The sequence below is a fragment of the Streptomyces sp. NPDC000348 genome (assembly GCF_042898795.1).
Taxonomy (GTDB): Bacteria; Actinomycetota; Actinomycetes; order Streptomycetales; family Streptomycetaceae; genus Streptomyces.
Genome location: NZ_JBIAZD010000001.1, coordinates 372,525 through 395,453 on the forward strand (window position 1 = coordinate 372,525; position 22,929 = coordinate 395,453).

At 69.2% G+C, this 22,929-nt stretch carries 24 protein-coding genes; 3 read left to right on the forward strand and 21 right to left on the reverse strand.

The genetic code is table 11. The features are described 5' to 3' along the window. Positions 1-209: 209 nt before the first annotated feature. The 12 genes from ACFY3N_RS01775 to ACFY3N_RS01830 all read right to left on the reverse strand — a co-directional run bounded on the left by ACFY3N_RS01775 (position 210) and on the right by ACFY3N_RS01830 (position 11,771). Positions 210-983, reverse strand: a complete 774-nt coding sequence (locus ACFY3N_RS01775) for an isoprenyl transferase (protein ID WP_390814662.1) — start codon at positions 981-983, stop codon at positions 210-212. Positions 984-1,776: 793 nt separating this feature from the next. Then, positions 1,777-2,586, reverse strand: coding sequence for a class I SAM-dependent methyltransferase (locus ACFY3N_RS01780; RefSeq protein ID WP_390814663.1), 810 nt, complete (start codon positions 2,584-2,586; stop codon positions 1,777-1,779). A gap of 43 nt (positions 2,587-2,629) precedes the next feature. Further along, on the reverse strand, positions 2,630-3,505 hold the full coding sequence (locus tag ACFY3N_RS01785) for an LLM class flavin-dependent oxidoreductase (RefSeq protein ID WP_390814664.1): 876 nt from the start codon (positions 3,503-3,505) through the stop codon (positions 2,630-2,632). Next, positions 3,502-3,990, reverse strand: a complete 489-nt coding sequence (locus ACFY3N_RS01790) for a hypothetical protein (protein ID WP_390814665.1) — start codon at positions 3,988-3,990, stop codon at positions 3,502-3,504. Before ACFY3N_RS01790 ends, ACFY3N_RS01785 begins: the two co-directional genes overlap by 4 nt. 891 nt (positions 3,991-4,881) lie before the next feature. Continuing rightward, positions 4,882-6,183 carry a hypothetical protein gene (locus ACFY3N_RS01795; RefSeq protein WP_390814666.1) on the reverse strand — a complete coding sequence of 434 codons (1,302 nt, stop codon included), beginning with the start codon at positions 6,181-6,183 and terminating at the stop codon, positions 4,882-4,884. Beyond that, complete coding sequence (locus ACFY3N_RS01800) at positions 6,180-6,500, reverse strand: hypothetical protein (protein ID WP_390814667.1); 321 nt, start codon at positions 6,498-6,500, stop codon at positions 6,180-6,182. The genes ACFY3N_RS01795 and ACFY3N_RS01800 overlap by 4 nt, the downstream gene beginning before the upstream one ends. 165 nt (positions 6,501-6,665) lie before the next feature. Then, positions 6,666-7,325 carry a hypothetical protein gene (locus ACFY3N_RS01805; protein WP_390814668.1) on the reverse strand — a complete coding sequence of 220 codons (660 nt, stop codon included), beginning with the start codon at positions 7,323-7,325 and terminating at the stop codon, positions 6,666-6,668. A 30-nt stretch (positions 7,326-7,355) separates the two neighbouring features. Continuing rightward, complete coding sequence (locus tag ACFY3N_RS01810; RefSeq protein ID WP_390814669.1) at positions 7,356-8,309, reverse strand: hypothetical protein; 954 nt, start codon at positions 8,307-8,309, stop codon at positions 7,356-7,358. 62 nt (positions 8,310-8,371) lie between these two features. Next, a complete protein-coding gene (locus tag ACFY3N_RS01815) occupies positions 8,372-9,031 on the reverse strand; it encodes a hypothetical protein (RefSeq protein WP_390814670.1) in 660 nt (219 codons plus the stop codon). Between the two features lie 72 nt (positions 9,032-9,103). Then, positions 9,104-10,147 (reverse strand): hypothetical protein, encoded by a 1,044-nt coding sequence (locus ACFY3N_RS01820; protein ID WP_390814671.1) that lies wholly within the window; start codon positions 10,145-10,147, stop codon positions 9,104-9,106. Continuing rightward, the gene (locus tag ACFY3N_RS01825; RefSeq protein ID WP_390814672.1) at positions 10,135-10,794 is read right to left on the reverse strand and encodes a hypothetical protein; all 660 of its coding nucleotides are present in this window, start codon (positions 10,792-10,794) and stop codon (positions 10,135-10,137) included. The genes ACFY3N_RS01820 and ACFY3N_RS01825 overlap by 13 nt, the downstream gene beginning before the upstream one ends. A 143-nt stretch (positions 10,795-10,937) precedes the next feature. After that, entirely contained in the window at positions 10,938-11,771 is an 834-nt protein-coding gene (locus tag ACFY3N_RS01830) for a hypothetical protein (RefSeq protein WP_390814673.1), read from the reverse strand. A 422-nt stretch (positions 11,772-12,193) separates the two neighbouring features. Between ACFY3N_RS01830 and ACFY3N_RS01835 the strand changes: the two genes are divergently transcribed. The 3 genes from ACFY3N_RS01835 to ACFY3N_RS01845 all read left to right on the forward strand — a co-directional run bounded on the left by ACFY3N_RS01835 (position 12,194) and on the right by ACFY3N_RS01845 (position 14,913). Further along, the gene (locus ACFY3N_RS01835) at positions 12,194-12,859 is read left to right on the forward strand and encodes a hypothetical protein (RefSeq protein WP_390814674.1); all 666 of its coding nucleotides are present in this window, start codon (positions 12,194-12,196) and stop codon (positions 12,857-12,859) included. A gap of 93 nt (positions 12,860-12,952) precedes the next feature. Beyond that, a complete protein-coding gene (locus ACFY3N_RS01840; protein ID WP_390814675.1) occupies positions 12,953-14,476 on the forward strand; it encodes a discoidin domain-containing protein in 1,524 nt (507 codons plus the stop codon). A 71-nt stretch (positions 14,477-14,547) separates the two neighbouring features. Beyond that, positions 14,548-14,913 carry a DUF192 domain-containing protein gene (locus tag ACFY3N_RS01845; RefSeq protein ID WP_390814676.1) on the forward strand — a complete coding sequence of 122 codons (366 nt, stop codon included), beginning with the start codon at positions 14,548-14,550 and terminating at the stop codon, positions 14,911-14,913. Between the two features lie 67 nt (positions 14,914-14,980). On the opposite strand, the gene ACFY3N_RS01850 is transcribed toward ACFY3N_RS01845, so the two are convergent. The 9 genes from ACFY3N_RS01850 to ACFY3N_RS01890 all read right to left on the reverse strand — a co-directional run bounded on the left by ACFY3N_RS01850 (position 14,981) and on the right by ACFY3N_RS01890 (position 22,923). After that, positions 14,981-15,628 carry an OmpA family protein gene (locus tag ACFY3N_RS01850; RefSeq protein WP_390814677.1) on the reverse strand — a complete coding sequence of 216 codons (648 nt, stop codon included), beginning with the start codon at positions 15,626-15,628 and terminating at the stop codon, positions 14,981-14,983. An 8-nt stretch (positions 15,629-15,636) separates the two neighbouring features. Then, a complete protein-coding gene (locus ACFY3N_RS01855) occupies positions 15,637-16,215 on the reverse strand; it encodes a hypothetical protein (protein WP_390814678.1) in 579 nt (192 codons plus the stop codon). Between the two features lie 34 nt (positions 16,216-16,249). After that, complete coding sequence (locus ACFY3N_RS01860) at positions 16,250-16,855, reverse strand: pilus assembly protein TadG-related protein (protein ID WP_390814679.1); 606 nt, start codon at positions 16,853-16,855, stop codon at positions 16,250-16,252. Beyond that, the gene (locus tag ACFY3N_RS01865) at positions 16,852-17,085 is read right to left on the reverse strand and encodes a hypothetical protein (protein ID WP_073932218.1); all 234 of its coding nucleotides are present in this window, start codon (positions 17,083-17,085) and stop codon (positions 16,852-16,854) included. The genes ACFY3N_RS01860 and ACFY3N_RS01865 overlap by 4 nt, the downstream gene beginning before the upstream one ends. 160 nt (positions 17,086-17,245) lie before the next feature. Continuing rightward, positions 17,246-18,109 (reverse strand): response regulator, encoded by an 864-nt coding sequence (locus ACFY3N_RS01870; RefSeq protein ID WP_390814680.1) that lies wholly within the window; start codon positions 18,107-18,109, stop codon positions 17,246-17,248. Continuing rightward, a complete protein-coding gene (locus ACFY3N_RS01875) occupies positions 18,106-19,701 on the reverse strand; it encodes a sensor histidine kinase (protein WP_390814681.1) in 1,596 nt (531 codons plus the stop codon). Before ACFY3N_RS01875 ends, ACFY3N_RS01870 begins: the two co-directional genes overlap by 4 nt. Before the next feature lie 18 nt (positions 19,702-19,719). Further along, on the reverse strand, positions 19,720-20,607 hold the full coding sequence (locus ACFY3N_RS01880; RefSeq protein WP_390814682.1) for a DUF5936 domain-containing protein: 888 nt from the start codon (positions 20,605-20,607) through the stop codon (positions 19,720-19,722). A gap of 22 nt (positions 20,608-20,629) precedes the next feature. Further along, the gene (locus ACFY3N_RS01885) at positions 20,630-21,574 is read right to left on the reverse strand and encodes a type II secretion system F family protein (RefSeq protein ID WP_390814683.1); all 945 of its coding nucleotides are present in this window, start codon (positions 21,572-21,574) and stop codon (positions 20,630-20,632) included. Between the two features lie 11 nt (positions 21,575-21,585). Continuing rightward, the gene (locus tag ACFY3N_RS01890) at positions 21,586-22,923 is read right to left on the reverse strand and encodes a CpaF family protein (RefSeq protein ID WP_390814684.1); all 1,338 of its coding nucleotides are present in this window, start codon (positions 22,921-22,923) and stop codon (positions 21,586-21,588) included. Between the last annotated feature and the right edge of the window lie 6 nt (positions 22,924-22,929).

Consider the following 22,929-nt stretch of genomic DNA (forward strand, 5'->3'; position numbering starts at 1 on the left):
TCCGCCGCTTCCTCCGTGTCGTGACCGCACGGTCGGGCTGGTGCAAAGGGCCTCCCGGGCGGACGGCGTCCGTGCCGCCCGCTGAGATCCGACACCCGTGGTTCGGGTGTCGACCTGTCTGGGTTATGCCCTCGAACGAGCGCCGCCATGCCACGGCATATGACGGCGCGCCGGTGAACTCCGTGTGACGTGCGGTGACCGCGAGGCGTTCAGCCGCCGTAGCGCCGGTGACGGGCGGCGTAGTCGCGCATCGCGCGCAGGAAGTCGACCTTGCGGAAGGCCGGCCAGAACACGTCGCAGAAGTAGTACTCCGAATGCGCGGTCTGCCAGAGCATGAATCCGGACAGCCGCTGCTCACCGCTGGTGCGGATGACGAGGTCCGGGTCGGGCTGGGCGCGGGTGTAGAGGTGACGCCCGATCATGTCGATGTCGACGGCCTCGGCGAGCTCGTCCATCGACGTGCCCCGCTCCTGGGCGTCCAGCAGCATGGACCGCACCGCGTCGGCGATCTCCTGGCGACCGCCGTATCCGATGGCGACGTTGACCACTATCCCGTCGACGTCCGCGGTGGCCTGCTCGGCCTCCTTCAGGGTGGTCTGCATCCCGGAGGGCAGGAGGTCGCGCGTGCCCACGTGGTGCACCCGCCAGCGTCCGTCGGCGGCGAGGGTGCGCACCACGTCCTCGATGATGCCGAGGAGCGGGACGAGTTCCTCCTTCGGCCGGTCGAAGTTGTCCGTCGACAGCAGCCAGAGGGTGACGACCTCGACGTCCGTCTCGCTGCACCAGCCGAGGAACTCCTCGATCTTGTCCGCGCCGGCCCGGTGACCGTGGACGGTGCTGGAACCCGCTGCCTTCGCCCAGCGGCGGTTGCCATCCATGATGACGCCGATGTGCTTGGGCACCTGAGCGGTGTCCAGGTGACCTTCCACCCGGCGTGCGTACAGCCTGACCAGCAGGCCCCGCAGCTTGTCGCGCAGGTTCACGTGATCGTCAGCCCCTCCGTACGGATCGGACAGGCGCGGCACTCCCCGCCGCGTCACGCGGCGGGCGGCCCGGTCTCGGCCTCGGGCGGCCCCTGTCCGTATGGCGGTCCCCGAAGGCGAAGCGTACCCCTGCCGGGGCGGGGGTCCCCAAAGCCCGGGGTGGTTGCGCCCGCCGGCCGCCCCGGCGGCGGCACGCGGTCCGCCGCTCGTCCGCGTGCGGCCCGTCGCCCGCACCCGTGCGGCCCGTCGCCCGCACCCGTACGGCCCGTCGCCCGCACCCGTACGGATCGCCGCTCGTACCCGCGCGGGTGCCGCATGCGGTGTGCACGCCGCTCCTGGCTCACCGCTCCCGGATCACCGCCCCGTCGGGCGCTCGCCCCGGGGCCGAGAAAAAACGGGCCGGTCCGTGGGGGGGAGACGGACCGGCCCGAGGGGGGGTTTCCACCATAACCCTTCGTAAGTGATGCTGCGTACATCGGCGCGCCACAACTACTCTCCGAAGCCGTCCGGCGACGCGCAGACGCCCCTCAAAGGCGCTTTCCGGGGCCCCGAGGTGGCTGAAAATCGGCGAAATCACGTGAAAAACGAGCGGTGGGGGGACTCTGCGCCGGATGTGACACCATCCGCCGACAGGGTGACCACACTTCCGGTCATCCCTCCGACGGGTGACCCGGGCACGGACGCAGGATTGACCCGCGGAGGCCTCCTCGGGCACCGCGCGGCCCCTCCGCGGCGCGGCACCGCCACCCGCGCGGCCCTGCCGACGCGCACCCTCTTGTGGCGATGCGGAAACTCACGGGCGCGAGGCGCGGCCGGCTTCGCCCTTGCGGGCGTGGAAGAGGTGCCGGGTGCTGTGGGCCACGAAGGCTCCCTCGGTCTCGATCCGCTCGTGCAGGGCGCGCAGCCGCGGCAGGTACGCCTCGACGGTGAAACCGGGCACCGTCCAGATCACCTTGCGCAGGAAGTGGACGACGGCGGCGATGTCGTGGAACTCGACGCGCAGCCGTTCGGCCCGCAGATCGAGGACCTCCAGCCCGGCGGCCTCGGCCGCGCGCCGCTCACGGTCCGGATGCCGCGCGTCGCGCTGTTCGTCCGGCCGCGCCCCGAGGAAGTACTCGACGAGCTCGTGGACGCTGCCGGGCCCGACGTGCTGGGCGAAGTAGACGCCGCCGTCCTGGAGGACCCGCGCAATCTCCTCCCACGGGGCCTCGACGGGATGCCGGCTGACGACGAGGTCGAAGGCCCCGTCCGCGAAGGGCAGCGGCGCGTCCTCGGGCGAGGCGACGACGGCGACACCGCGCGGCCGGAGCAGTGCGGTGGCCTTGGCGACGTTGGGCGCCCAGCCCTCGGTGGCGACGGCGAGCCGGGGCGGCCGGGGGGCACGGGCGAGGGCGAGGTCCAGCACCTCCCCGCCCCCGGTCTGGACGTCGAGCACGGCGTCGGCCCGGCCCAGCCGCTCGGCCATCGACCTGGCGTACCCCCACGAGGGCCGGGCCTCGTGGGCCCGCCCCTCGAACCAGGAGAAGTCCCACCCCTCGGTGGGCACCGCGGCGCCTTCCGCGATCAGGTCCTCGAAGGTGCGGCGGCTCGCCTCGTCCGTCATGCACCGATCATGCACAGGGGAACCGCCCCCTGTCCTCCGGCTTTTACGGCACCAGCGGCCGCACCTCCTCCGCCACGAACCGCACGAAGCCCTCCGGGTCCGGTTCGTCGCCGGTCGGCTGGAGGACGACCGAGTCGGCCCCGGCCTCGGCGAGCCGCTGTACGGCCTTGGCGACGTCCCCCGCGTCCCCGGCGACCCCGAGATCCGTCTCCTCGCCGACCCCCTCGGCGACCAGATCGGCCCGCAGCCGCTCACCGGCCCCGGGCCCCGTGGCGGCGAGCAGATAGACGACGATCCTGTGGGGTTCGTGGGCGCGCCCCGCCGCGGCCCGCCCCTCCTCGATGAGCCGGCGCGCCTGCCGCACTCCCTCGGGTGAGGTGGTGGCGGTGAGGATGGTCCCGTCGGCGGCCTCACCGGTGAGCCGCACGGTACGGGGCCCGGTGGCACCGGCGAGCACCTCCACCGGCCCCTGCGGCGGCCAGTCGAGGGCGACGTCGTCGAGCCTGACGTACCGCCCCTCGGTGGTGACCCGCTCTCCTCCCAACAGGGCCCGCAGCGCCACGAGATGCTCCCGCAGCAGGGTGAGCGGCGACTCGGCCCGCGCCCCGACCTGCCCCATCCAGTCCTGCACTCCGTGCCCGACGCCGAGGATCGCGCGCCCCGGGAACATCCGGTGGAGACCGGCGGCCTCCATGGCCGTCATGGCGACGTTCCGCAGCGGCACGGGCAGCAGCCCGACCCCGACCCGCACCCGCTCGGTCCACGCCAGCGCGGCAGCGGCGGTCGAGATCCCGCCCTCCCGGAAACAGTCCTCCCACAACCAGAGCTCCTCGAGCCCGACATCGTCGGCGAGCTCGGCAACGGCACGGAGACGCTCGGGGGCGAGCTGGGGGCGGAAGACTGCGCCTAGTGTGGTCATGGGTGGGTCCTACCCACCTGGGACGGGCTCTTGAAACTGACGCTCGCGGCGATCAGCCGCAGAATCGCCCGGTACTCGTCCCGTCGCGCCGGGGCCGTCGTGGTGAGCGTGAGCACGGCCAGGCGGCGGCAGTCCGGGTGGGGCAGGTGCGCATGCACCTGGAGCAGCGGTAGCCGCGGCAGCCCGCTGCCGGCACCCGGCACGGACACCGACTCGCTGAACGCGGCGGGCCCACAGGAAAGCTCGACGAACTCCACACCGCCGTGCCCCCCACCGGCCGTCACCGCCCGGGCCGCAGTGACACCGCGCGGGGCGGTGGCAGTCTCCCGCCAGGAGATGGTGAAGAGGGAGAACAGCGGCCCCGGCCCGCCCACGACGTCGTCCCGATGGAGCCCGACGGAGCAGTGAACGGTACCGACCTCGCGCAGGGCGGCCAGCAGCCGCTGAGCTGTGGCGAACTGGGCAATGAGCTGCTGACGTGTCATCTCATCTGGGACGGCATCCAGGAGCGGAGCAACCACCGACCGTAAGTCGTCCGCTGCCACGGAGTCAGGAGGAGGGAGTAGAGCTTCCAAGGGAAGGGCCATGAAGCCAGCTGGTTCAACGAACCAAAGCGCCGCATCAGGGTCGTTGAACGAGTCGTGAAGAATGATCGCCGAGTTGGCCACAGAGGTTCCATACAGTGGGTCAGGGTTGGGTAGGGAAAATTCCGACGCGCCGACCGCGCTCTACATCCTCCGCAGTGACGCCCCAGTCCGCAAAGAGCTGGCCATCATGCCGTGTCATTCGCTGCTCGAGTACATGCAGCCTCCGGGGTGTATTTCCGCCTCGACCGGGTACAGCGATGAGTCCAATAAAGCGGGGATCGCCGGCAAACCAGAGTGTTTCGATCTCTGCCTTCAACGTCGGCTTGGCGCGGGGAGCCATCCTGCGATGCCACCACTCCGTACGGTAATGCTGCGAAAAGACAAGAGGCAGTCGATGCTGAGAGTGGGCTGGATTGGACATCTCAAACCACCCATAGTGCCTGTTTGGCACCTCGGCATGTTCCGTCAATCCGTGTGGAACTTCCCGAAGGACTCGCCATGGATACGTTCGCATGATGCGTCGCATACGAAGGGCCGGGCGAAAATAGCGCAACTGAACCACTGCTCGATAGAAGCAGTAGCATAGTGGAATCACAAAAAGGAGGGCAAGTCCCGGATAAAGGTGAACAACCAGGACGTAGAGCAGACCGAACCACGAGGCGAGCCACCACAGTAGACCGGCAACACACATCAGCACGTGCCCTGACCAGGACAGGCGAGTAAGTGAATGACCCCACGCCACTTGGCAACGTTCAGGATCCACGCGTCATCCTTCCCTTCACTCAGATGTCAGAAGACGTGACGAACGACATTAAAAATTCCGGCGTTGTCCAAAATAAGTCTCGCCCCGTCTACACCTGCCACAGTGCCATCCTTGACGCCATTGTCATCCGCGTCCACAATCTTGTTGTAAATCCCAAAACCAGCAGTACCGACTCCAGTCAATCCCGAGGTGGCAGCCACCGCTTTGGCCGCTGCGTCAGCGCTGCCGAGACTCCGCACTGCCCGCGCAATCAAGGGGTTGTCCAGCCGGGCAATCGACTGCATGTTGTCCATGGACTTGGTCCCGAAAAGCGTCACCTTTTGCACGAGGCTAAGTGTTTCTCCTCCGGCACGAATCGCGTTCGTGGCCCCTTTGGCCCCTGCCGCAACCGCCCCTAGACCGGGAATCACCCCGGCAACATCTGCCCCTACTGAAACCAGGTTGCTCCAAAAGTCCGCATCGAGCTCACCTTTGGCGAAGCCATCCTTCAATGATTCCAGAGTCTCTGGATTCGCAATGAGCCTCAGACCCAGCGCCGTCACGCTCAACCCAGACGCCACAAGCATTAGCGCGGCCACCATCGTCAAGCCGAGCGGACCTGCAAAGAGAATCGCCACAACTCCTACGACACCGGCCAAAAAGCTCAGGATGTCCGGCAGATTGTCGGTCAGCCAGTCGAGGGCCTCGTCGAACCAGCCTGGTTCATGAGGGGCCAGTTTCTTCGTCGCGTCGCGGATTTTGCTCGCACGGTGCTTCGCCTGCTGCTCATGCTCCTCAGCCAGCCGCTTCGCCTTGCGCACAACTTTGTCGAGCTCGGTCTGCGCCTCCTCGACATCCGTTTCCCCACGCGCCTCCCCCGCCTTGCCCGCCCGCCTCTCGGCCCGGTCAACCGCGGCCCGCGCCTCCTCCGCCTCACCCTCCAACCGCTTCGCGCGCCGCTGGAACTCCTCCAGCTCACCCTCCCAACGGCTCAACTGCTTGGCCGCCTTGCGAAGGGAATGCGCCGCGTTCTTCAGGTTCAGCGGCAACGGCCCGCCGTCGAGCTGCTCGCGGAAGGCGACGGCGGCGTCCCCCTTCCAGCAACTGCCGTCCAGCAGCTTGGTGACCACGTCGTGCGCGTCCCGCAGTATCTCCGCGCACCCGCTCAGCTTCCGGTGCAGTCGACGGACGGTCTCCGTGTCACCCGGCACCGGATTGAACCCCAGATGCGGATACTCCGGGTTGGGGATGCGCGGCGCCGACTTGAGTCCCTGCGGCAGACCGAGATCGGCCCGCGCCTGCGGATCAAGAACGGCGCCGGACCGGTCGGTCTCCGGAGCGAAGGTCACTTCCCCCCGCCCCCGCCCTTGCCCTCCCGGGCCTGCCTGAGTGCCTCCTCCAGGGTCTTGTCGACCTCGAGGTAGCTGTCCCGACTCTTGCCGATGATCTCGGCCAGGTCATCCGTCTGCTTGCCGATCTCCTCGGCCCCGTACTTCCAGTTCTCCTGGAAGTCCTCACAGGCACTGTCGAGATCATCGGTACCCAGCCCGGTGACGGTCGCGTCCGCGAGGGCCTTCCGCACGCCTCTGAGCGAACTCGACGACTCGCGCAGGGACTTCATGAACCGCCCGAGCTCGCCCCCGTCAACCGCCAACCGCTCCGCCATACGCCGTCCCCTCCACCCGCATCGACACCACCGATGGAATGAACGACACGATCCGCAATCCGTGACGACCTGAAGCCGGCGGAAGCGCTCCGCCGGGTGCGGCGTGCGCCCGGAGTCGTACTGGCGCGCCAGGAAGAACGCGAAGATCAGCTCATACGGCCGGACTCAGGGCTGACACTTGCCGCTGCCCCTCTGAGACGTCAGGCGCTCGGTGACCCACACACCACTCTTGTTCTTGCGCAGGGTGCCTGCGTAGATGACGTAGGCGTCCTGCGTCACTGGTGTGACGTCCGTCTTGCCGGTCTCCAGGAACTTGTTGAACGCCTTGCTCTGATCCTCGCAGTACACCAGAGCGGCGGTTCCGTCATGGTCGACGGTCACGCTTTCGTTGTAGTAGCGGGTCAAGCCCGTCGTGCGTGCTTTGTGATCGACAAATTCCTGGATGTACTTCTGACTTGCCGCAGCAGCCGTGCCCTCGGAATAGAAGCGGTAGGCCCCGTGCAACGGATCCTGTTCCGCGATGGCCATGTCCACAGCCCTGATCCGCTGCTCGGCGTCGCTGAGCACCGCGTCCTTCGCCGGGTCACCTGTCTTCTGCCACTGGAACTCGTACGTGACGTCGGACGGCAGCTCGATCTTCGGGCGGTCTGCCGAGGCGGAGACCGCGTCGCTCGGGGATGCCGGCTTCTCTGCGTCCGTGTGCGCGCCCGCGGCCTTCTCATTGTCCTTGGCAGTGCCGCCGTCATCACTTCCGCATGCGGACAGCATCAGGGCTGCGGTGACGGTCAGCGCGAGCGCTGCGAGCAGGGTGGGGCGGCGGTTCACGGTCGGCTCCCGGTGGGGCGAAGCATGTGGTCAGCGGTTGATGGCCTGGATCTCCTGGACCACGACGTCCTGCGTCGCTCCGAACTCACCGTCGGGGATGTCGCCGCCCGCACCGTCGGTGCCGGTCCAGTGGATCTCCCAGGTCACCGTCGCCTGGAGCGGGAAGGTGCCGTCGCCCGAGGAGCGCAGGTACTTCACCCCGCACGCGGGCGTCTCGTCCGCCTTGCCCTTCTCGTACGGCTCGCCGATACGACCGTTCTGGATTTCACAGACACCCAAGGCCGGATAGGTCTCCGCGTCCGGGGTGCCCGGTTCGATCTCCAGCGCGACCGGCTCCGCCGTGGCCGTCGCCTGGAGACCGATCACCGGGACGGACGCCGTGACCGAAACCGGCTTGAACTCCGCGCCGTCCAGCCACGCCCACGTCGGGAGGTTCACCTTGGTCGCCTCCGCGGGGGCCAGCGTCACCTCGGTGCCCGGCACGCGGATCTCCGCGTAGGCGAGTTCGGCGAGGATTTCGGGAGTGATGGCGTTCTCGATGTTGGCGGGCGGGGCGTCGCCCGTGTCCACCCAGAAGTAGTCCTCGTCGCAGGAGTCCCAGCCCGGCGGGTAGCTCTTGTCCACGTACGAGCCCCACCAGTAGCCTTCGCCGGTCTTGTCCTTGTTGAAGCCCTTCTTCTCGTCATCGGCGTTGTACTTCTCGCGCTGCTTGGCGTCCCACTCGTAGCCCGTCGAGCCGGCTTCCCAGATCGGCTCCAGGTAATTCTGCAGCTGCTCGGGGGTGTACTTGGGGGCGTACCAGCAGGGAGGCGGGCTCCACGAGGTGGACGACGTCAACGCCCCTGCAGAGTCGCCGCTGCCGTTCTTCGAACGATCGAAGACGACGCCGCCGACGGTGACGGAGAGGTTGCCTTCATCGTCGGCGTCGGCACTCTGTTCGGCCTCATTGGCATTACCGTTTGAGCCGCGTCCAGCAAATGCCATATGAGAAACGAAGAGAGAAGCACATGCAAGCGTCAGAACGGTGACAGTCCTCGCCGATTTCCTCACGACTGACACGTCTTGTTTCCCCTGTTAGAGACGACGTCGGTGGTCTGCCAGACCCCTTCAGAGTTTTTGGTCAGACTCGTGTTGTAGAGGACGTATGCATCCGCCGTGGCCGGGGATCTATCGACCTTACCTGTCTTCTTATTCTTGATGTACGACTTGCTCTCATCGGAGCAGTAGGTGACATAAGCCTTCCTGGGGCCCGAGAGCGTCACCTTGTAGTTGGAGTAGCGAGTCTCACCGACCCACGTCTCGCCGTCGTCGATGTACTTCTGAACATAAGTGATGTACGAGCTCAGGGCTTTATCCGTGATGTAAAAGCCCAGAGCCTCGGTTCCCGTGTCCCCCTCGAAGATCGCTTCATCCACAGCGTTGACGGTGAGCGTACTGTCGGCGAGCGCCGCATCCTTCGCCGCGTCGCCTGTCTTCTCGTATTCGAAGACGTTCTTCGCGTCGGAAGGGAACGTGATCTTCGGACGTCCGCCGGAGTCCGACGGGCTGGCGGTCGGGGAGGGTGACTTCTCTTCCCCGGTGTCCGCGCCCGCGATCTTGTCGTTGTCCTTGGTGGTGGTGTCGTCGTCACTTCCGCATGCGGACAGCGTCAGGGCCGCGGTGGCGGTCAGCGCGAGCGCTGCGAACAGGGTGGGGCGGCGGTTCACGGTCGGCTCCCGGTGGGGCGAGGCTTGGCTTGCGCGACCTACGCTAGCTGACCGCCAATGCTCGTAAGGGGCTCAGCGGTTGATGGCCTGGATCTCCTGGACCACGACGTCCTGCTCCCCACCGAACGTGCCGTCCGGCAACTTCTGCTCACCGGCGACGCCGGTGCCCGTCCAGTGGATCTTCCAGGTGACCGTGGCCTCGAGCTGGTACGACTCATCGCCCGAGGAGCGCAGGTACTTCACTCCGCACGGGGGTGTCTCGTCCACCTTGCCCTTCTCGTACGGCTCGCCAATACGACCGTTCTGGATTTCACAGACTCCAGAAGCGGGGTAGGTCTCGGCATCCGGCGTGCCCGGGTCGATCTGAACAGACACCGGTTCGGCCGTCGTGGTCGCTTCGATGCCCAGCAACGGAACGGAAGCCGTGACCGACACCGGTTTGAAATCCACCGCATCCAGCCATGCCCAGGTGGGAAGATTCACCTTGGTTGTCCCATTCGGGGCGAGATCCACTTCCGTTGAGGGAACGCGGATCTCCGCGTAAGCGAGTTGCGCAAGGACCTCTGCGGTGATCGCCTGCGGGACATCGGCCGGCGGATCGTCGTTCTCATCCACCCAGAAGATGGGCTTGTCGCAATCCAGCGCGCCGGGATCGCCCTCCCGACCGGGTGTGACGTAGGAGTCCCACCAGTAACCTTCCCCGGCCTTGTCCTTGTTGAAGTCCTTGTAGGGGTGGCCCTCGACGTACCGGTCTCGTTGCTGGGCATCCCACTCATAACCCGTGGACCCCGCCTCCCAGATCGGCTCCAGGTACTTCTGCAGCTGCTCCGGGGTGTACTTGGGTGCGTAATAGCATGCAGGCGGTGTCCAGTTACTGGCGGACGCTACGGGGCCGGCCTTCGGGCCCGAGCCGTTCTTGGACCGGTCGAAAACTACGACCCCAGCAGACAGCGTCCCGTCTTCTCCTGCACCCCCGTGGACCTCTTTTTCAGGAGCCGAGTCTTGCGCTCCACCACCAATCACGTTATCAGCCATAGCAGGTGTGCTACTCAGCAGGACGGAACCAATCACGGCCGACACCATCAGGGATCGTGCTGTTGGGCTCAGGGCTGGCACTTTTCGCTCCCCCTCTGGGACAGTAGCTTCGTGACGACCCAGACACCCTTTTCATTCTTGCGCAGCTGAGTGTTGTAGAGCACATAACTGTTCTTGGTGACAGGGGTCTTATTGACCTTCTCGTCTTTCAGATACATATCGAAGGCCTTGCTTTGGTCCTCGCAATAGACGAGCGACCCAGCGCTTCCATCGCTTACATTTACAGAAGCGTCGTAATAGCGGTACACGCCTGTCACTCGCGCCTTGGCCTTTACGTACGCCTCAATGAACTTCTGCGTCCCTGCCGCCGCCTCGCCCTCGTAGTAATAGAGGTACGCCTTGTCCAGTGCGTTCTGGTTGACGATCGCCAGGTCGACAGCCTTGATGGACTGCTCGCTGTCCGCCAGGACCGCGTCCTTCTCCTTGTCGCCCGTCTTCGGCCAGTCGAAGGTGTAGGAGAGGTCGGCCGGCAGCTCGATCTTCGGGCGGTCTGCTGAGGCGGAGGCCGACTCGGTCGGGGAGGGTGACTTTTCGCCCCCGGTGTCCGCGCCCGCGATCTTGTCGTTGTCCTTGGTGGTGGTGTCGTCGTCGCTTCCGCATGCGGACAGCGTCAGGGCCGCGGTGGCGGTCAGCGCGAGCGCTGCGAGCAGGGTGGGGCGGCGGTTCACGGTCGGCTCCCGGTGGGGCGAGGCTTGGCTTCAGCGAAGCCAAAGCTATCCGGTGCGTAAGTCGAGGCACCAGAGTGGATGGGGTCAACTTGCGGGCTCCCGCAACTCCTTGAGCGGGTGGTCGGTGATGAGGGCTGTCAGGATCAGGGGGCGTCGCCCTCGCCGTCGGTGGTCGGATCCTCGTACGGCGGCTCGTCGATCTCGTCCTCGGCGGACACCGGGTCGACCGGGTCCACGGGATCCGCGGGATCCGCGGGATCCGCGGGATCCGTGGGATCCGTGGGGTCCGTGGGGTCCGTGGGGTCCGTGGTCGAGGGGTCGTCCTCCGGCCCGGAGGGGGCCTCGCGGGAATCCGCGTCCCCGGTCCCGCCCTCCGCCGTGACCTCGCTGTCGTCGCTCCCGCCGGGGCCCGGACACGCCGTACCGGTGACGCGGCACACCTGGGTCCGGATGCCGGTGAGGATCTGGGTGCCCAGGCCGCTGACGACCAACGCGGCGACGATCGCCGCGACGACCGCGACCAGGCTCGCGTACTCCACCGCCGTCTGGCCGTCGTCCCGGCGCCACCGGATCATCCGGGGCAGGGAGAAGGGGTGGCGCTCGCGTCGGTCCGGTTCCGCGAGGCGGTACCAGTCGCGGCTCGCCGGTCGGGTCAGGAGGAACAGGATCAGGAGGGGGAGGAGGAGCTGGGTGAGGCCGCGGGCCGATCCGCCGGCGAGGTTGGATATCGACCCGAGGATCAGCCATGCCTGTACGGCGATCAGCCCGGCCCGGGTCCCTGCCCCGCCCCGCCGGGTGCGGCGGGCCAGCCACCAGCCGAGGACTCCGGGAGCGGCGGCGTAGGCCACCTGGGCGAGCAGTGTGCCGTCCACCGCGTCGGACGACGCCGCCGTGAGGAGCAGCCCCAGGCCGCCCAGCACCGTGAACGCGAACAGCGCGTGCACGAGCAGCAGGGCCCGGGACAGGGGCCGGGGCATGTCCCGCCGTCCTCCCCCCGTGCCCGGGCGCGCCCCGCGCCACCCCCAACTCCGCCCCTCCCCCGTGCGAGGCCATGACGCTCCTCCTCAAGTCCCCCGGTTGCGCAACCGTGTTTGGTTCACGGCAGGCCCCGAGGGTAGGAAGGGGAAAGTGGTCAGGGCATGGTCCCGTGGGCCCAAAGCGGCGTCCAACCGAGCCCGGCTCCGTCAGCCGGAGCGATCAGGTGGTGAGCGGCAGGTCGTCGGTTCCAACTCGGAACGAGGCCAGACGAGTCCGCGACCATGTCACCCTTCCGTGACAGCGATGTCGTGGAACGACGGCAGCGGTATCCCCTCGGCTCGCGGCCCCTTCATAGTGATCAGGACAGCGCCGGGAAGCCGCGAACGATGCGGCTCACACCACTGATCACCAAGGGGATTTCATGTTCGGCAACCGTCGCAAGGCCTTCCTCGTCTCCGCGGCCCTCGTGGGCGGCGCCATGCTGATGACCGCCTGCCAGGACACGGACGCGGACACGGACACCGGTGCCGCGAGCAGTTCTTCGTCCGCCGCCTCGACCGGTGACACGGCCGCCTCGCCGTCCGGCTCGTCGGCCTCGGACAGCGGTCAGGACGCCGACGAGGGCGCCGACACGACGGGCGGGGCCGGCTCCGGCGTCGACACCGGCGACGGGGAGCGGGCGGCGGTCGAGCAGAGCTGCGGCGCCAACGACATCTCCTGGAGCACCAAGTCCGAGACCCAGGCCGGCGGATACATCCTGATCATGGCGAAGGCGAAGTCGGGGATCACCTGCTACCTGCCCGCCGCACTGCCGACCGTGGCGTTCGGATCCGACGGCACCCAGGCCGGCCCCGCGGAGCAGTCCGTCGGCCGGCAGATCAAGCTGACCGGGAGCACCACCGCCTATGCCGGGGTGAACCCGAAGAGCACCGGCGGAAACGGCGGCAAGGAGCTGGACAGCATCATCGTCGGCGTCGGTGACGCCGACCCCGACCCGGTCTCCCTGCCGGTCGGCACCATCACCGTCGAGGACCCGGTCGTCACCAACTGGCACACCGCCCCGGCCGACGCGGTTCCCTTCGCCTGAACGGCCTTGTCAGTCCGGCCCACTAGGGTCCTGGATCATCGTCGCCCTCACGTGTCGACGTCTACTGACAGGCCGTCACAATCTGGAGTACTCATGGGCTTTGAGGCCACCTACGCCGACTTCTCCGTCGATCCGACCCGGCTGGCCAACGCCGACGTCAGGTACCACCGGGCCCGGTTCGCCGGGTCGCACCTGGCGTTGAGCGCGGGCGGGAGCGTGACGCTGGACTTCGAGGTGGAGGACCCGGAGGACGTCCCCCAGGTGACGCTCACCGTCACGGCCCTCGTCTCCAAGCTCGGCTCCGACCTCGGGTACGCGCCGATGGACGTCCTGGTCCAGGGTGAGGTGGTGGCCGAGGACCTCACCGTGCCCGGCGGCGGCGACCTTCCGCAGGACAACGTTTTCGCGGTGCCCGGGCGCCTGCTGAAGCCCGGCACCAACACCCTGGAGATACGGTCCTCGGCCAAGGCCGGCAGCATGCTCTGGCTCTACCGGATCACCCTGGACCCCGTCCGGGAGCGTGGCCGCTCCGAGCGTGCGCGGGTCGCCGAAGCCGCCCGCGACTCGGTCTTCACCTACCGTACGGAGCTCCGCCCCGCCCACGCCGCCTCGGCCTCCTGGCGTGCGGCACCGCGGCTGCTCTTCCACATCGACCGGGACGAGCACTCCCTGCCCGCCCAGCTCGGCTGGCGCGGCGAGGACGGCGCCGAGTCCGCCATCAGCTTCCAGTCCGCCATGTCCGACTTCCACGGCTGCTACCGCGCGGCGGACGGTACGGCGTACGAGTACCGGGGGCGGCTCACCGACCGCCGGCCCTTCTCGGACGACACCGTGCACCTCTCGGCGTCCCCCCTGCACCGCTTCCACACGGAGGAGGGGTGGGACGGTCGCTGGCACACCTCGCACGAACTGCGGCTGCTGGTCGACGACGGCGGGGCGCCCGTCGAGCGGGTGACCTGGCGCGACCAGCGGGGCAACTCCGGGGTGGCCGTGCTGCACGCCGCCGCCTCCGAGGTCGAGGTGACCGGGGTCGAGGCGAGCGACGAGTTCGAGGACGGGGGCGAAGGGGCCGACAACCTCCTCGAGGACCAGCGCAGCAAGTGGCTGGCGTTCGAGGAGACCGCCCACCTCGACTTCACCCTCGCCCGTCCCACCGCCGTCGCCTCCTACTCCCTGACGTCGGCGAACGACTTCGACGAGCGCGACCCCCGGGACTGGACCCTCCTCGGCTCGCACGACGGTGAGACGTGGACACCGCTGGACACCCGGAGCGGCGAGAAGTTCACCGAGCGCTTCCAGACGAGGGAGTTCCACCTCCGCTCCGCCGCCCGGGCCTACCGCCACTACCGTCTCGACATCACCCGCAACGCCGGCGGCACCGAGGTCCAGCTCGCCCGGGTCCGGTTCGCGGAAGCGCCCGCCGGGCGGGCGTTCACCGGCTACTACCAGCGCCACGACGAGGGTCCCATCGGCTACCGGGGCACGCCGGTCGCCGCCGCGCCCTCCGTCCTCCCCACGGCTCCCCGCGTCGCCTCGGAGCTCCAGGCCGCCGTCGCGAGCCTGTCCGAGACGGCCCAGACGCTGGCCGCCCTGGCGGCGCAGCTCCGCAAGCACTGATTTCGGGGGCCCGCGGAGATACGGTCGGTGCGGACGGTTCGTCGGTGGGTGGTCCAGGGGGGCGGTCGGGGATGGGGCGCTGGCGGGACGGGCGTGGCGAGTTGACCGTGCGGGGGGACGGTGAGGGGGCGCCGGTGCGCGTTCCGCTGGAGATCGCCGCCTCCTATCGGGCCCGTACCAGAGGGTTGCTGGGGCGGGACTCCCTCGAGGGGGCCCTGCTGCTCTCCCCCGCCAACAGTGTGCACACCTTCCGTATGCGCATGCCCATCGACGTCGCCTACCTCGACCGGCGGCTCCGGGTCATCGCCGTCCGCACCATGCCGCCCGGGCGGCTCGGTCTGCCCCGGCTCCGGGCACGGCATGTGCTCGAAGCCGAGGCCGGAGCGATGGAGGGGTGGGGGATGCGGGCCGGGGCCCTGGTGGAGGTGGACCTTTAGGCCGCCGGCGCAGGCCCTCACCACGCAGGCCGGGAGCGGGCAGGGCCGACCGCCTGCTCCGGTCGGCTCAGCTCGCCGTGCGCGGGAAGGTGATCTCGACCCTGCGGTTCTTCTTACGGCCGGCCTCCGTGGAGTTGTCGGCGATCGGGTACTGCTCGCCGTATCCGCGCACCTCGTAGGTGATGTCCGCGTCGCTCAGCTCCTGGCCCAGGACGGCCTGCACGGCGTTGGCGCGCCGGCGGGACAGGACGTCGCCGTGGGCGGACGAGCCCAGGTTGTCGGTGAAGCCGAAGACGCGGACCTTCGTCGCGTTCTGCGTCTTGATCTCGCCCGCGATCGTGACGATACGGGCCTTCGCCTCCGCGCCGAGCTTCGCGCTGTCCTTGCCGAACAGCACCTCGGCCTGGAGCGCGAACGTCACGTCGGAGTTGGTGTCCTCGCGACGCTCGTCGCCGCTCTTCTCCTCCACGATCTGCTTGATGTCGAGGACCTTGGGCTCGGTGAGGGTGGCGCCCTCCGGGAGCTTGAGGTCGGGGTCGTTCGGGTCGACCTCGACGGGTGCGGACGCGGACGCCTCGGTTCCCGGCGGAACGCTGGGGCCGTCGTCCGCGTGCGCCACCGCCGCGCCGTACAGATGGGTGGCGGCCATGAGCGTGGCGGCCGAGAGGACCAGGGCGAGGCGGGGCGGCGCCGAGCGGGTCGGGGTACGGGTCATGGCCGGCCTCACCCGGAGATCTTGATCGTGCCGCTGGAGAACGTCGGCAGCTGCAGACTCACGTCAGTCGTGTCGGTCGGCGGGGCGGGGAACTGCATGAAGACGGGAAGGGCCTGACCTGCGTTGAGGGTGGTGAGACCCGTCGTCGTCAGCGGACGGCCGTCTGTGTCCCTCAGCACGTAGTAACGCTTCTTCCCCTTGGAATCCACAAGCGTTGCGCCGCCCAGCGATTGGCCGTGCTTGACGACCTCGGTCTCGTCGCCGCTCGTCTGGGCCGGGACGGCCACCGATTCCGCGCCGTCGTTCTTGAGATTGCCGCTCACGGTGACGAAGCCGCCGGAATCCCGTACAGCGGAGGTGATCTGCAGGAGCAGTCCGTCCGTGCCTTTGAGCTCGGCCAGAGGCGTCTCCGCCTGTCCTTCCTGGGCACTCGGCTTGGAACCACTGTCCTCGGAGGCCGACGCCGAAGGACTCGGCTTGTCGTCGTCGCCTCCACCACCACAGCCCACGGCGCCCACGGCAAGACCGGCCGCGATGGTCAACGCGACCATCCCTCTGCGGGCCTTGGCAGTGATCCGAATGCTCATCTCTCCGCTTCCTTCATCACTCGTCGTTCGCTTGTCAGTCGGCCAGGTGGACGTCGAACAGGTCCTCGGGCTTGGGGAGGAGTTCGATGGGCCCCTTCGGGTCCAGCTCCCATTCCTCGCCGCCCTCACAGGTGAGCAGCGGCAGTACGTCCTCTCCAGCGTCTTCGGGCGGAGGCCGGAAGGTGCAGCGGGGCTCGATCACAGCGGTGGCGGTCGCGTGGGAGCGACGGTTCTCCGTACCGGGGACGATGGAGTCTCCGACGGTCTTGTTGGTCTGGACATCGACCTTGTAGCCGAGGAGGCCCGCCAGGCCGCATCCGTCCACGCGGGCGTCGTTCCGCGCGGCGAGCTCGTACGCGCGTCCGCAGGTGAGACCGATGCCGTCGACATCGCCGTCGAAGATGGCCTGCCACTTCGCCGGATCGGGCAGGTCCTGGACCCACCGGTCCGCGAGTGCGTCCCGGGTGTCCTGTGCCGCCGCGAGTGCCGCCGCGTCGGCAGCGGTCTGCGCGCCGTTCCGGTTCACCGCGGCCTGGCCGACCGCGAAGTACGCGAACGCGAGAAAGAGCAGGCCCCCCACCACCGTGAGGTAGATGGGGAAGGCCTGCCCTGCGTCGCCGTAGCGGCGGCATCGCCTCAAGGAGCGACCTTGGCGATCTGCGCGTTGATCTTGGTGAGAATGGTCTGGCCGATGCTGGTGCCGGTGATCGCGAGCACGATCAGGACGACCACCGCGATGATGCCCAGGTACTCGACCGCGGTCTGGCCCTTGTCGGCGTTGCGGCGCTGCATGGCCTCGACCGTCGTGTTCTTCCAGCCGTTGACCCGGACCTTGGTCGCGACGGCGGTCTTCATCATCAGGTCGCTCATGGTGTTCCCCTCCGGCTGACGCAGTGGCGGCCTGCTCCGTGAGGCCGCCTTCGGCATCCGCAACGTACGGGCGGGAGCCCCGTCCGTCAGAGGGCCCCTGGGCCCAATCCCGGGCCCAATCGCGGACCCGGTTCCTCGTCCCCCCTGCCGTCACCGGAGGTCACCCCACCCCTCGGCCCGAACCCGGTGCCGTGCCGAGCCACTTCGCCGCGGCCTCGGAACGGCTCGTGCTGTGGAGCTTCGCGAAGATGCGGTTGATGTGGTTCTTGACCGTCTTCTCGCTGATGAAGCACGTGGCGGCGATCTGCTGGTTGGTCATGCCGGACGCGATGAGGTCCATGATCTCCGCCTCCCTCGTGCTGAGCCGGTACCCCGCCCTGTCGGGAGCGGCCGGACGGCCGCCTGCCCACCCGGACGACGATCGTGCCACATCCGGTTGCAGTTGCGAAAGGTTTTCCACAGAAGTAGGCGAGGGCACGATGTGGGGGAGGTCGAGTCCGTTTGTTTTCCGGTGAGTTGTGCGCGCAGCACCCAGTCCCTCTGGTAGCGTTCCGGGCGGTCGAGGACTCTGGCGGAGTTGCGAGAGCAACGCGCCTGCCGCTGTGGGGGTGAAGTGGGGCCTGCCCTCCTTGATGTCGTGGATCGCCGACACCAGCTGGTCGGCCGTGAACTCGCCGTGGACCAGGTAGCCGCCCGCTCCCCTGCGCAGGGCCTCCTGGACGACCTCCGACTCCCTGCTGTACGTCAGCATCACCACGGAAGCGATCCGCACCAGGTACGGGAGTGCCGAGATGCCGTCCACGCCGGGCATGCGGACGTCCAGGAGGACCACGTCGGGGCGGTGGGTGCGGGCCGCCTCGCAGGCCTCCCGGCCGTCGGCCGCCTCCGCCACCACCGTGATGTCCTCGCGTCCGGTGAGGAGGGCGGTCAGGCCGGCGCGGACCACCGGGTTGTCGTCGGCCACCACCACCCGGAGGGAGGCCGGGGGCGGGACGCTGGCGAAAGGGTGGGGGGGTGTCGTCACGGGGTGGCCTCCGTGGGAGTCGTCACGGCCGCCAGCGGGAGTTCCAGGCGGACTTCGGTGCCTCGGGTGTGTTCGCCCCGGCCTATGCGGATGCGGGCGCCGACCGAGGCCGCCCGCTCGACCATGCCGACGAGGCCGAAGTGGCCGGCGCGGCGGAGTTGTTCGAGGTCGGTGCCGGGCGGGAGGCCGGTGCCGTCGTCGTACACGCTGATGCGGAGCAGGTCGCCGTGGACGCCGGCGTGGACGTCGACCCCGGTCGGCCTGGCGTGGCGGTGGGCGTTCTCCATGGCCTCCGAGGCGATGGTGAGGAGTTGGCGGGCCACGGCGGGCGGGACGGGCGGGACCGCGTGCTCGCCGGTGGGGCGGTAGGTCGCGGGCACACCGGTGCGGTGGGTGAAGTCGCGGGTGCGGGCGGCCAGTTCCACCAGGACGTCCGTGCCCTGGCCGGGGTCCGACTCCCTGCGCAGATCCGCCAGGAGTTCGCGGGACTCGGCGGCGGCTCTGCGGGCCGAGCGGGCCACGAGTTCCGCCTGTCGTCTCACCAGGGCCGGGTCCATGCGCGGGGCGCCCGCCGTGCCGGCCAGGCCGTCCGCCGCCAGGGCCACTCCGTGCAGGGTCTTGGCCACCGAGTCGTGCATGTCGCGGGCGAGGCGGGCGCGTTCGGCGCCGACTGCCTCCGTGACGGCCAGACGGGCCCGGACGGCCGTCAGGGCCCGGGTCGCCGTGCCCAGGCGGAGCATGAGGTTGCGGAGGCTGGAGCCGGCCGCGCCCGCGATCACGCAGAGGCCGGGGAGGAGGAGTGCTTCCGCCGGGTCCGTTCGCGGGTTGTCCAGGGCCGCGTGGACGAGGAGGAGGATCAGGCCCTGGAGGGAGGCGAAGACGGCCGCGCCGCGCCAGCCGTAGACCAGGCCCGCGAGGAGGGGGGTGCAGACGCTGACGTAGGCGAGGGTGGTGTCGGGGCCCGCCGAGATCAGGAGCAGGGCTCCGAAGAGGGTGTCCGCCGCGAGGAGGGTGGGGTGGCGGAGGAGGAGGGGGCCGAAGCGTTCCCAGTCCCTGAAGAGGACGTAGGAGGCCATGAAGGTGACGACCACGGCGATGGCGACGAGGCGGGTGCTCCAGCCCGGGGCGGCGTTGAGGAGGGCGGAGGGGGTCGCCAGCGCGATCATCGCCAGGCGGAAGCCGAACGCCTGCCGGCACAGGGCTTGGAGGGCGTTGATCTGGATCTGGACGTCCGGGCCCGGTGCGGTTGCGGGTGCCGGTGCGGGTTGTGGGGGGTGCATCCGGCCTTCGGCCGGATGGGGGTTCCCGCCCGCACCATCCGTGCGGCTTTCGTCGTCGGGTGCGGGTGGCCCTTGTGGGGGCCCAGCACCATCGGCGGCATTCCCTCCGTGCGACGGGTTGCCCGAACCCCTCACGTCAGGACCCGCCGGTTCCCAGCCCGGCGGCAGTGCCGGGGTCGCCGAGGTCACCGGGACGTCCGGGGCGCCCGTCCTCGCGCAGGGCGGGAGGACCGTGCCCGCCGGCGGGGTGGTGATCTCCGGGGGTCCGGCCGCGCGGCGGAACAGCCCCGTGCGCTCCCTGGTCGTCGTCATCGCACCCTGCCTCCTGTCCTACTCGCCCGTGACCGCGCCGAAGTCGATGCCGGAACCGAGGATCAGGCCGGCGCCGAGGAGGATCATCGTGGCCGGGACCATGAACGTGGTGATCATCATGGTGGCCTTCGGGACCGCGCGGGCGGCCTTGCGGCGGGCGTTCTGCGCGTCCGTACGACGCATGTCCTTGGCCAGGGACACCAGGGTGTCGACGATCGGCGCGCCCAGCTCCTCGCCCTGCTGGAGCGCCGTGACGAACATCGCCACCTGCTCGGAGTCGTTGCGGCGCCGCAGCTCCGCGAAGGCCTGGCGGCGGCTCATGCCGAGGTCCATCTGACGGAGTGTGATGCGCAGTTCGTCCGCCCACGGGCCCTCGTACTTCGACGACACCCGGTCCAGGGCCTGCCGGAAGCCCAGGCCCGCGCTCACCACCACCGCCAGTACGTCCAGGAAGTCCGGCAGCGTCCGCTCGATGACGTCCTTGCGGACGCGGATCGCCGACCAGATGCCGACCTCCGTCCAGAACGCGCCGAAGGCCAGAAGGAGCAGGGCCATGAAGAGCTGGCCGCGCATCAGGAAGACCAGGAAGCCCAGGGCGCCCAGGAAGCCGTACACCGCGCGGCGGGCGGCGTAGCGGTCGATGGTGAGGCCGCCGGGGTTGCCCGCCAGGTCGATCCTGCGGCGGTACCTGGCGACCTGCTTGGGGCCCATGACGCGCAGCACGGCGGGGGCGTAGCGCATGCCCAGGCGGTCGACGAGGGAGTCGACCGCGCCCGTGCGGGTGGAGCCGACCTCCAGGGCCAGGGCCAGGTCGCTGGGGAGTTTCGCCTCCGCCCGGTACATGCGGAGGCCGGCGAAGACGCCGTAGACGCCGAGGCCCATCAGGAGGGCGAGCAGAAGTCCCATGTCGGTCGGTCCTCCTCGCCGCTCAGACGTCGATGCGGGACAGGCGGCGGATGAGGACGAAGCCGACGGCGTACAGGCCGAACGCGATGATCACCGCGGCCTGTCCCGCCGGGGAGCCGGTCATGCGCTCCAGGGCGCCGTCCTTCACCCCGTTCATCAGGAACAACGAGCCGATGCCCAGGACGGGGACGGCGTACGACGTCATGCTGACCTGGGAGAGCTGGGTCCGGACCTCCCGCCGGGTCTCCTTGCGTTCCTCCAGCGTCTCCGTGAGGTTGCGCAGGGCGCTCACCACCTGGCCGCCCGCCCGGCTGGACAGCACCAGGGTGGTGACCAGGACGACCAGTTCGCGGGACGGGAGGCGGTCGGCGAGTTCGCCGAGGGCGTCGTCCATCGACGCGCCCACCGCCAGCTGGTTGGCCACCTTGGAGAGTTCCTCGCCCGCCGGGGCCTCCAGCTCCTCCGCCGCCATGCCGATGGCCGTGCGGAGGGCGAGGCCGGCCTGGGTGGCGTTGGCGAGGATGCGGGCCAGTTCCGGGAGCTGGTTGATGAACTTCTCGATGCGCTTCTGCCGCTGCCAGTTGAGGAACTGCAGCGCCACCCCGATGCCGAGCAGGCCGGCGATCGGGCCGAAGAAGGGGGCGAGGGTCGCCTGTCCGACGAGCCACAGGCCGGTGACCGTGGCGAGCATGGAGACGAAGAACTCGCCGGGGGTGATGTCCAGGCCGGTGGCCGTCAGGCGCAGTTCGAGCTTCTTGCCGAGCCCTGTGCGGCGCAGGCGGCGGTCCAGGGTGGGGAAGTGGCGCCGGCGGCCGGCGAGGGGGATCTGGCCGGTGGCCGACAGCCGGTCCACCAGCGCCTGCCGCTGTGCCCTGCCGGTGGCGTACGCGTGCACGCCGACGACCGCGAGGACGCAGGTCAGCAGCGTGATGCCGGTGGTCAGCGTGATCAGGTTCTGCAGATCCATGGGGACGGTTCCTACCTGGCTTCTCGGGTGGCGAGCTGGTCGTAGGACTGGGCGATGCCGAACGCCTGGGGAACGGGCTGGCTCGCCATGTAGAGGCGGTCGGCGGCGCGGCGCGGGAGGGGGTGGTGCTCGTAGACGCCGTGGACGCGGCCGTCGGGGGTCATGGGCTGTGCGTGGAAGCGGGCGACCGTGGCCAGCCGGTACGGCTCCGAGCCGTGGCTCTCCAGCAGGGCGACCTCGGTGACGCGGCGGGCGCCGTCGGCGAAGCGGGTGAGCTGGACGATGACGTCGACGGCACTGTTGATCTGGTCGTGCAGGGCGACGAAGGGGATCTCGACGTCGGACATGGAGGCGAGGGTCTGGAGCCGCATCAACGCGTCCTCGGCGCTGTTGGCGTGGACGGTGGCGAGGGAGCCGTCGTGGCCCGTCGACATGGCCTGGAGCATGTCCAGGGACTCGCCGCCGCGGACCTCACCGACGACGATGCGGTCGGGGCGCATGCGGAGCGAGTTGCGGACGAGGTCGCGGATGGTGACCCGGCCCTTGCCCTCGACGTTCGGCGGGCGGGACTCCAGGCGGATGACGTGCGGCTGCTGGAGCTGGAGTTCGGCGGAGTCCTCGATGGTGATGATGCGTTCGCCCTCGGGGATCAGGCCGGAGAGGGCGTTCAGGAGGGTCGTCTTCCCCGTGCCCGTCGCGCCGGACACGATGACGTTGAAGCGGGCCTGCACCAGGCCGGCGAGCAGGTACAGCATGTGCTCGTCCAGCGACCCCAGGCCGATGAGTTCCTGGAGGGTGAAGGAGCGGGGGAAGCGGCGGATGGTGAGGGTGGCGCCGGTCAGGGAGAGCGGCGGGATGATGACGTTGACGCGCTCGCCGGAGGGGAGGCGGGCGTCGACCATGGGGTTCGACTCGTCGACGCGGCGGTTGACGGTGGAGACGATGCGTTCGATCGTCTGCATGAGCTGGTCGTTGGAGGCGAAGCGGAGCGGGAGTTGTTCGACGCGGCCGCCGCGCTCGACGAAGATCGCGTCGGGGCCGTTCACCATGATCTCGGTGATGGACGCGTCCTCCAGCAGGGGTTCCAGGATGCCGAGGCCCAGTGCCTCGTCGACGACCCGGCGGATCAGCTGGGAGCGCTCGACGGTCGACAGGACCGGGCCCTCGCGGCTGATGATGTGGCCGAGGACGCGTTCCAGCCGGGCCCGGCGCTCGGCCGCCGCCAGCGAACTCATCTCCGCGAGGTCGATCTCCTCCAGGAGCTTGGCGCGGTAGGAGGCGACCAGGTGGCCGTCCTCGCCCCGTCCGCCCGTCTCCTCGGGGGAGTTGATGCGTGCCCGCAGGCTCATGGGTCG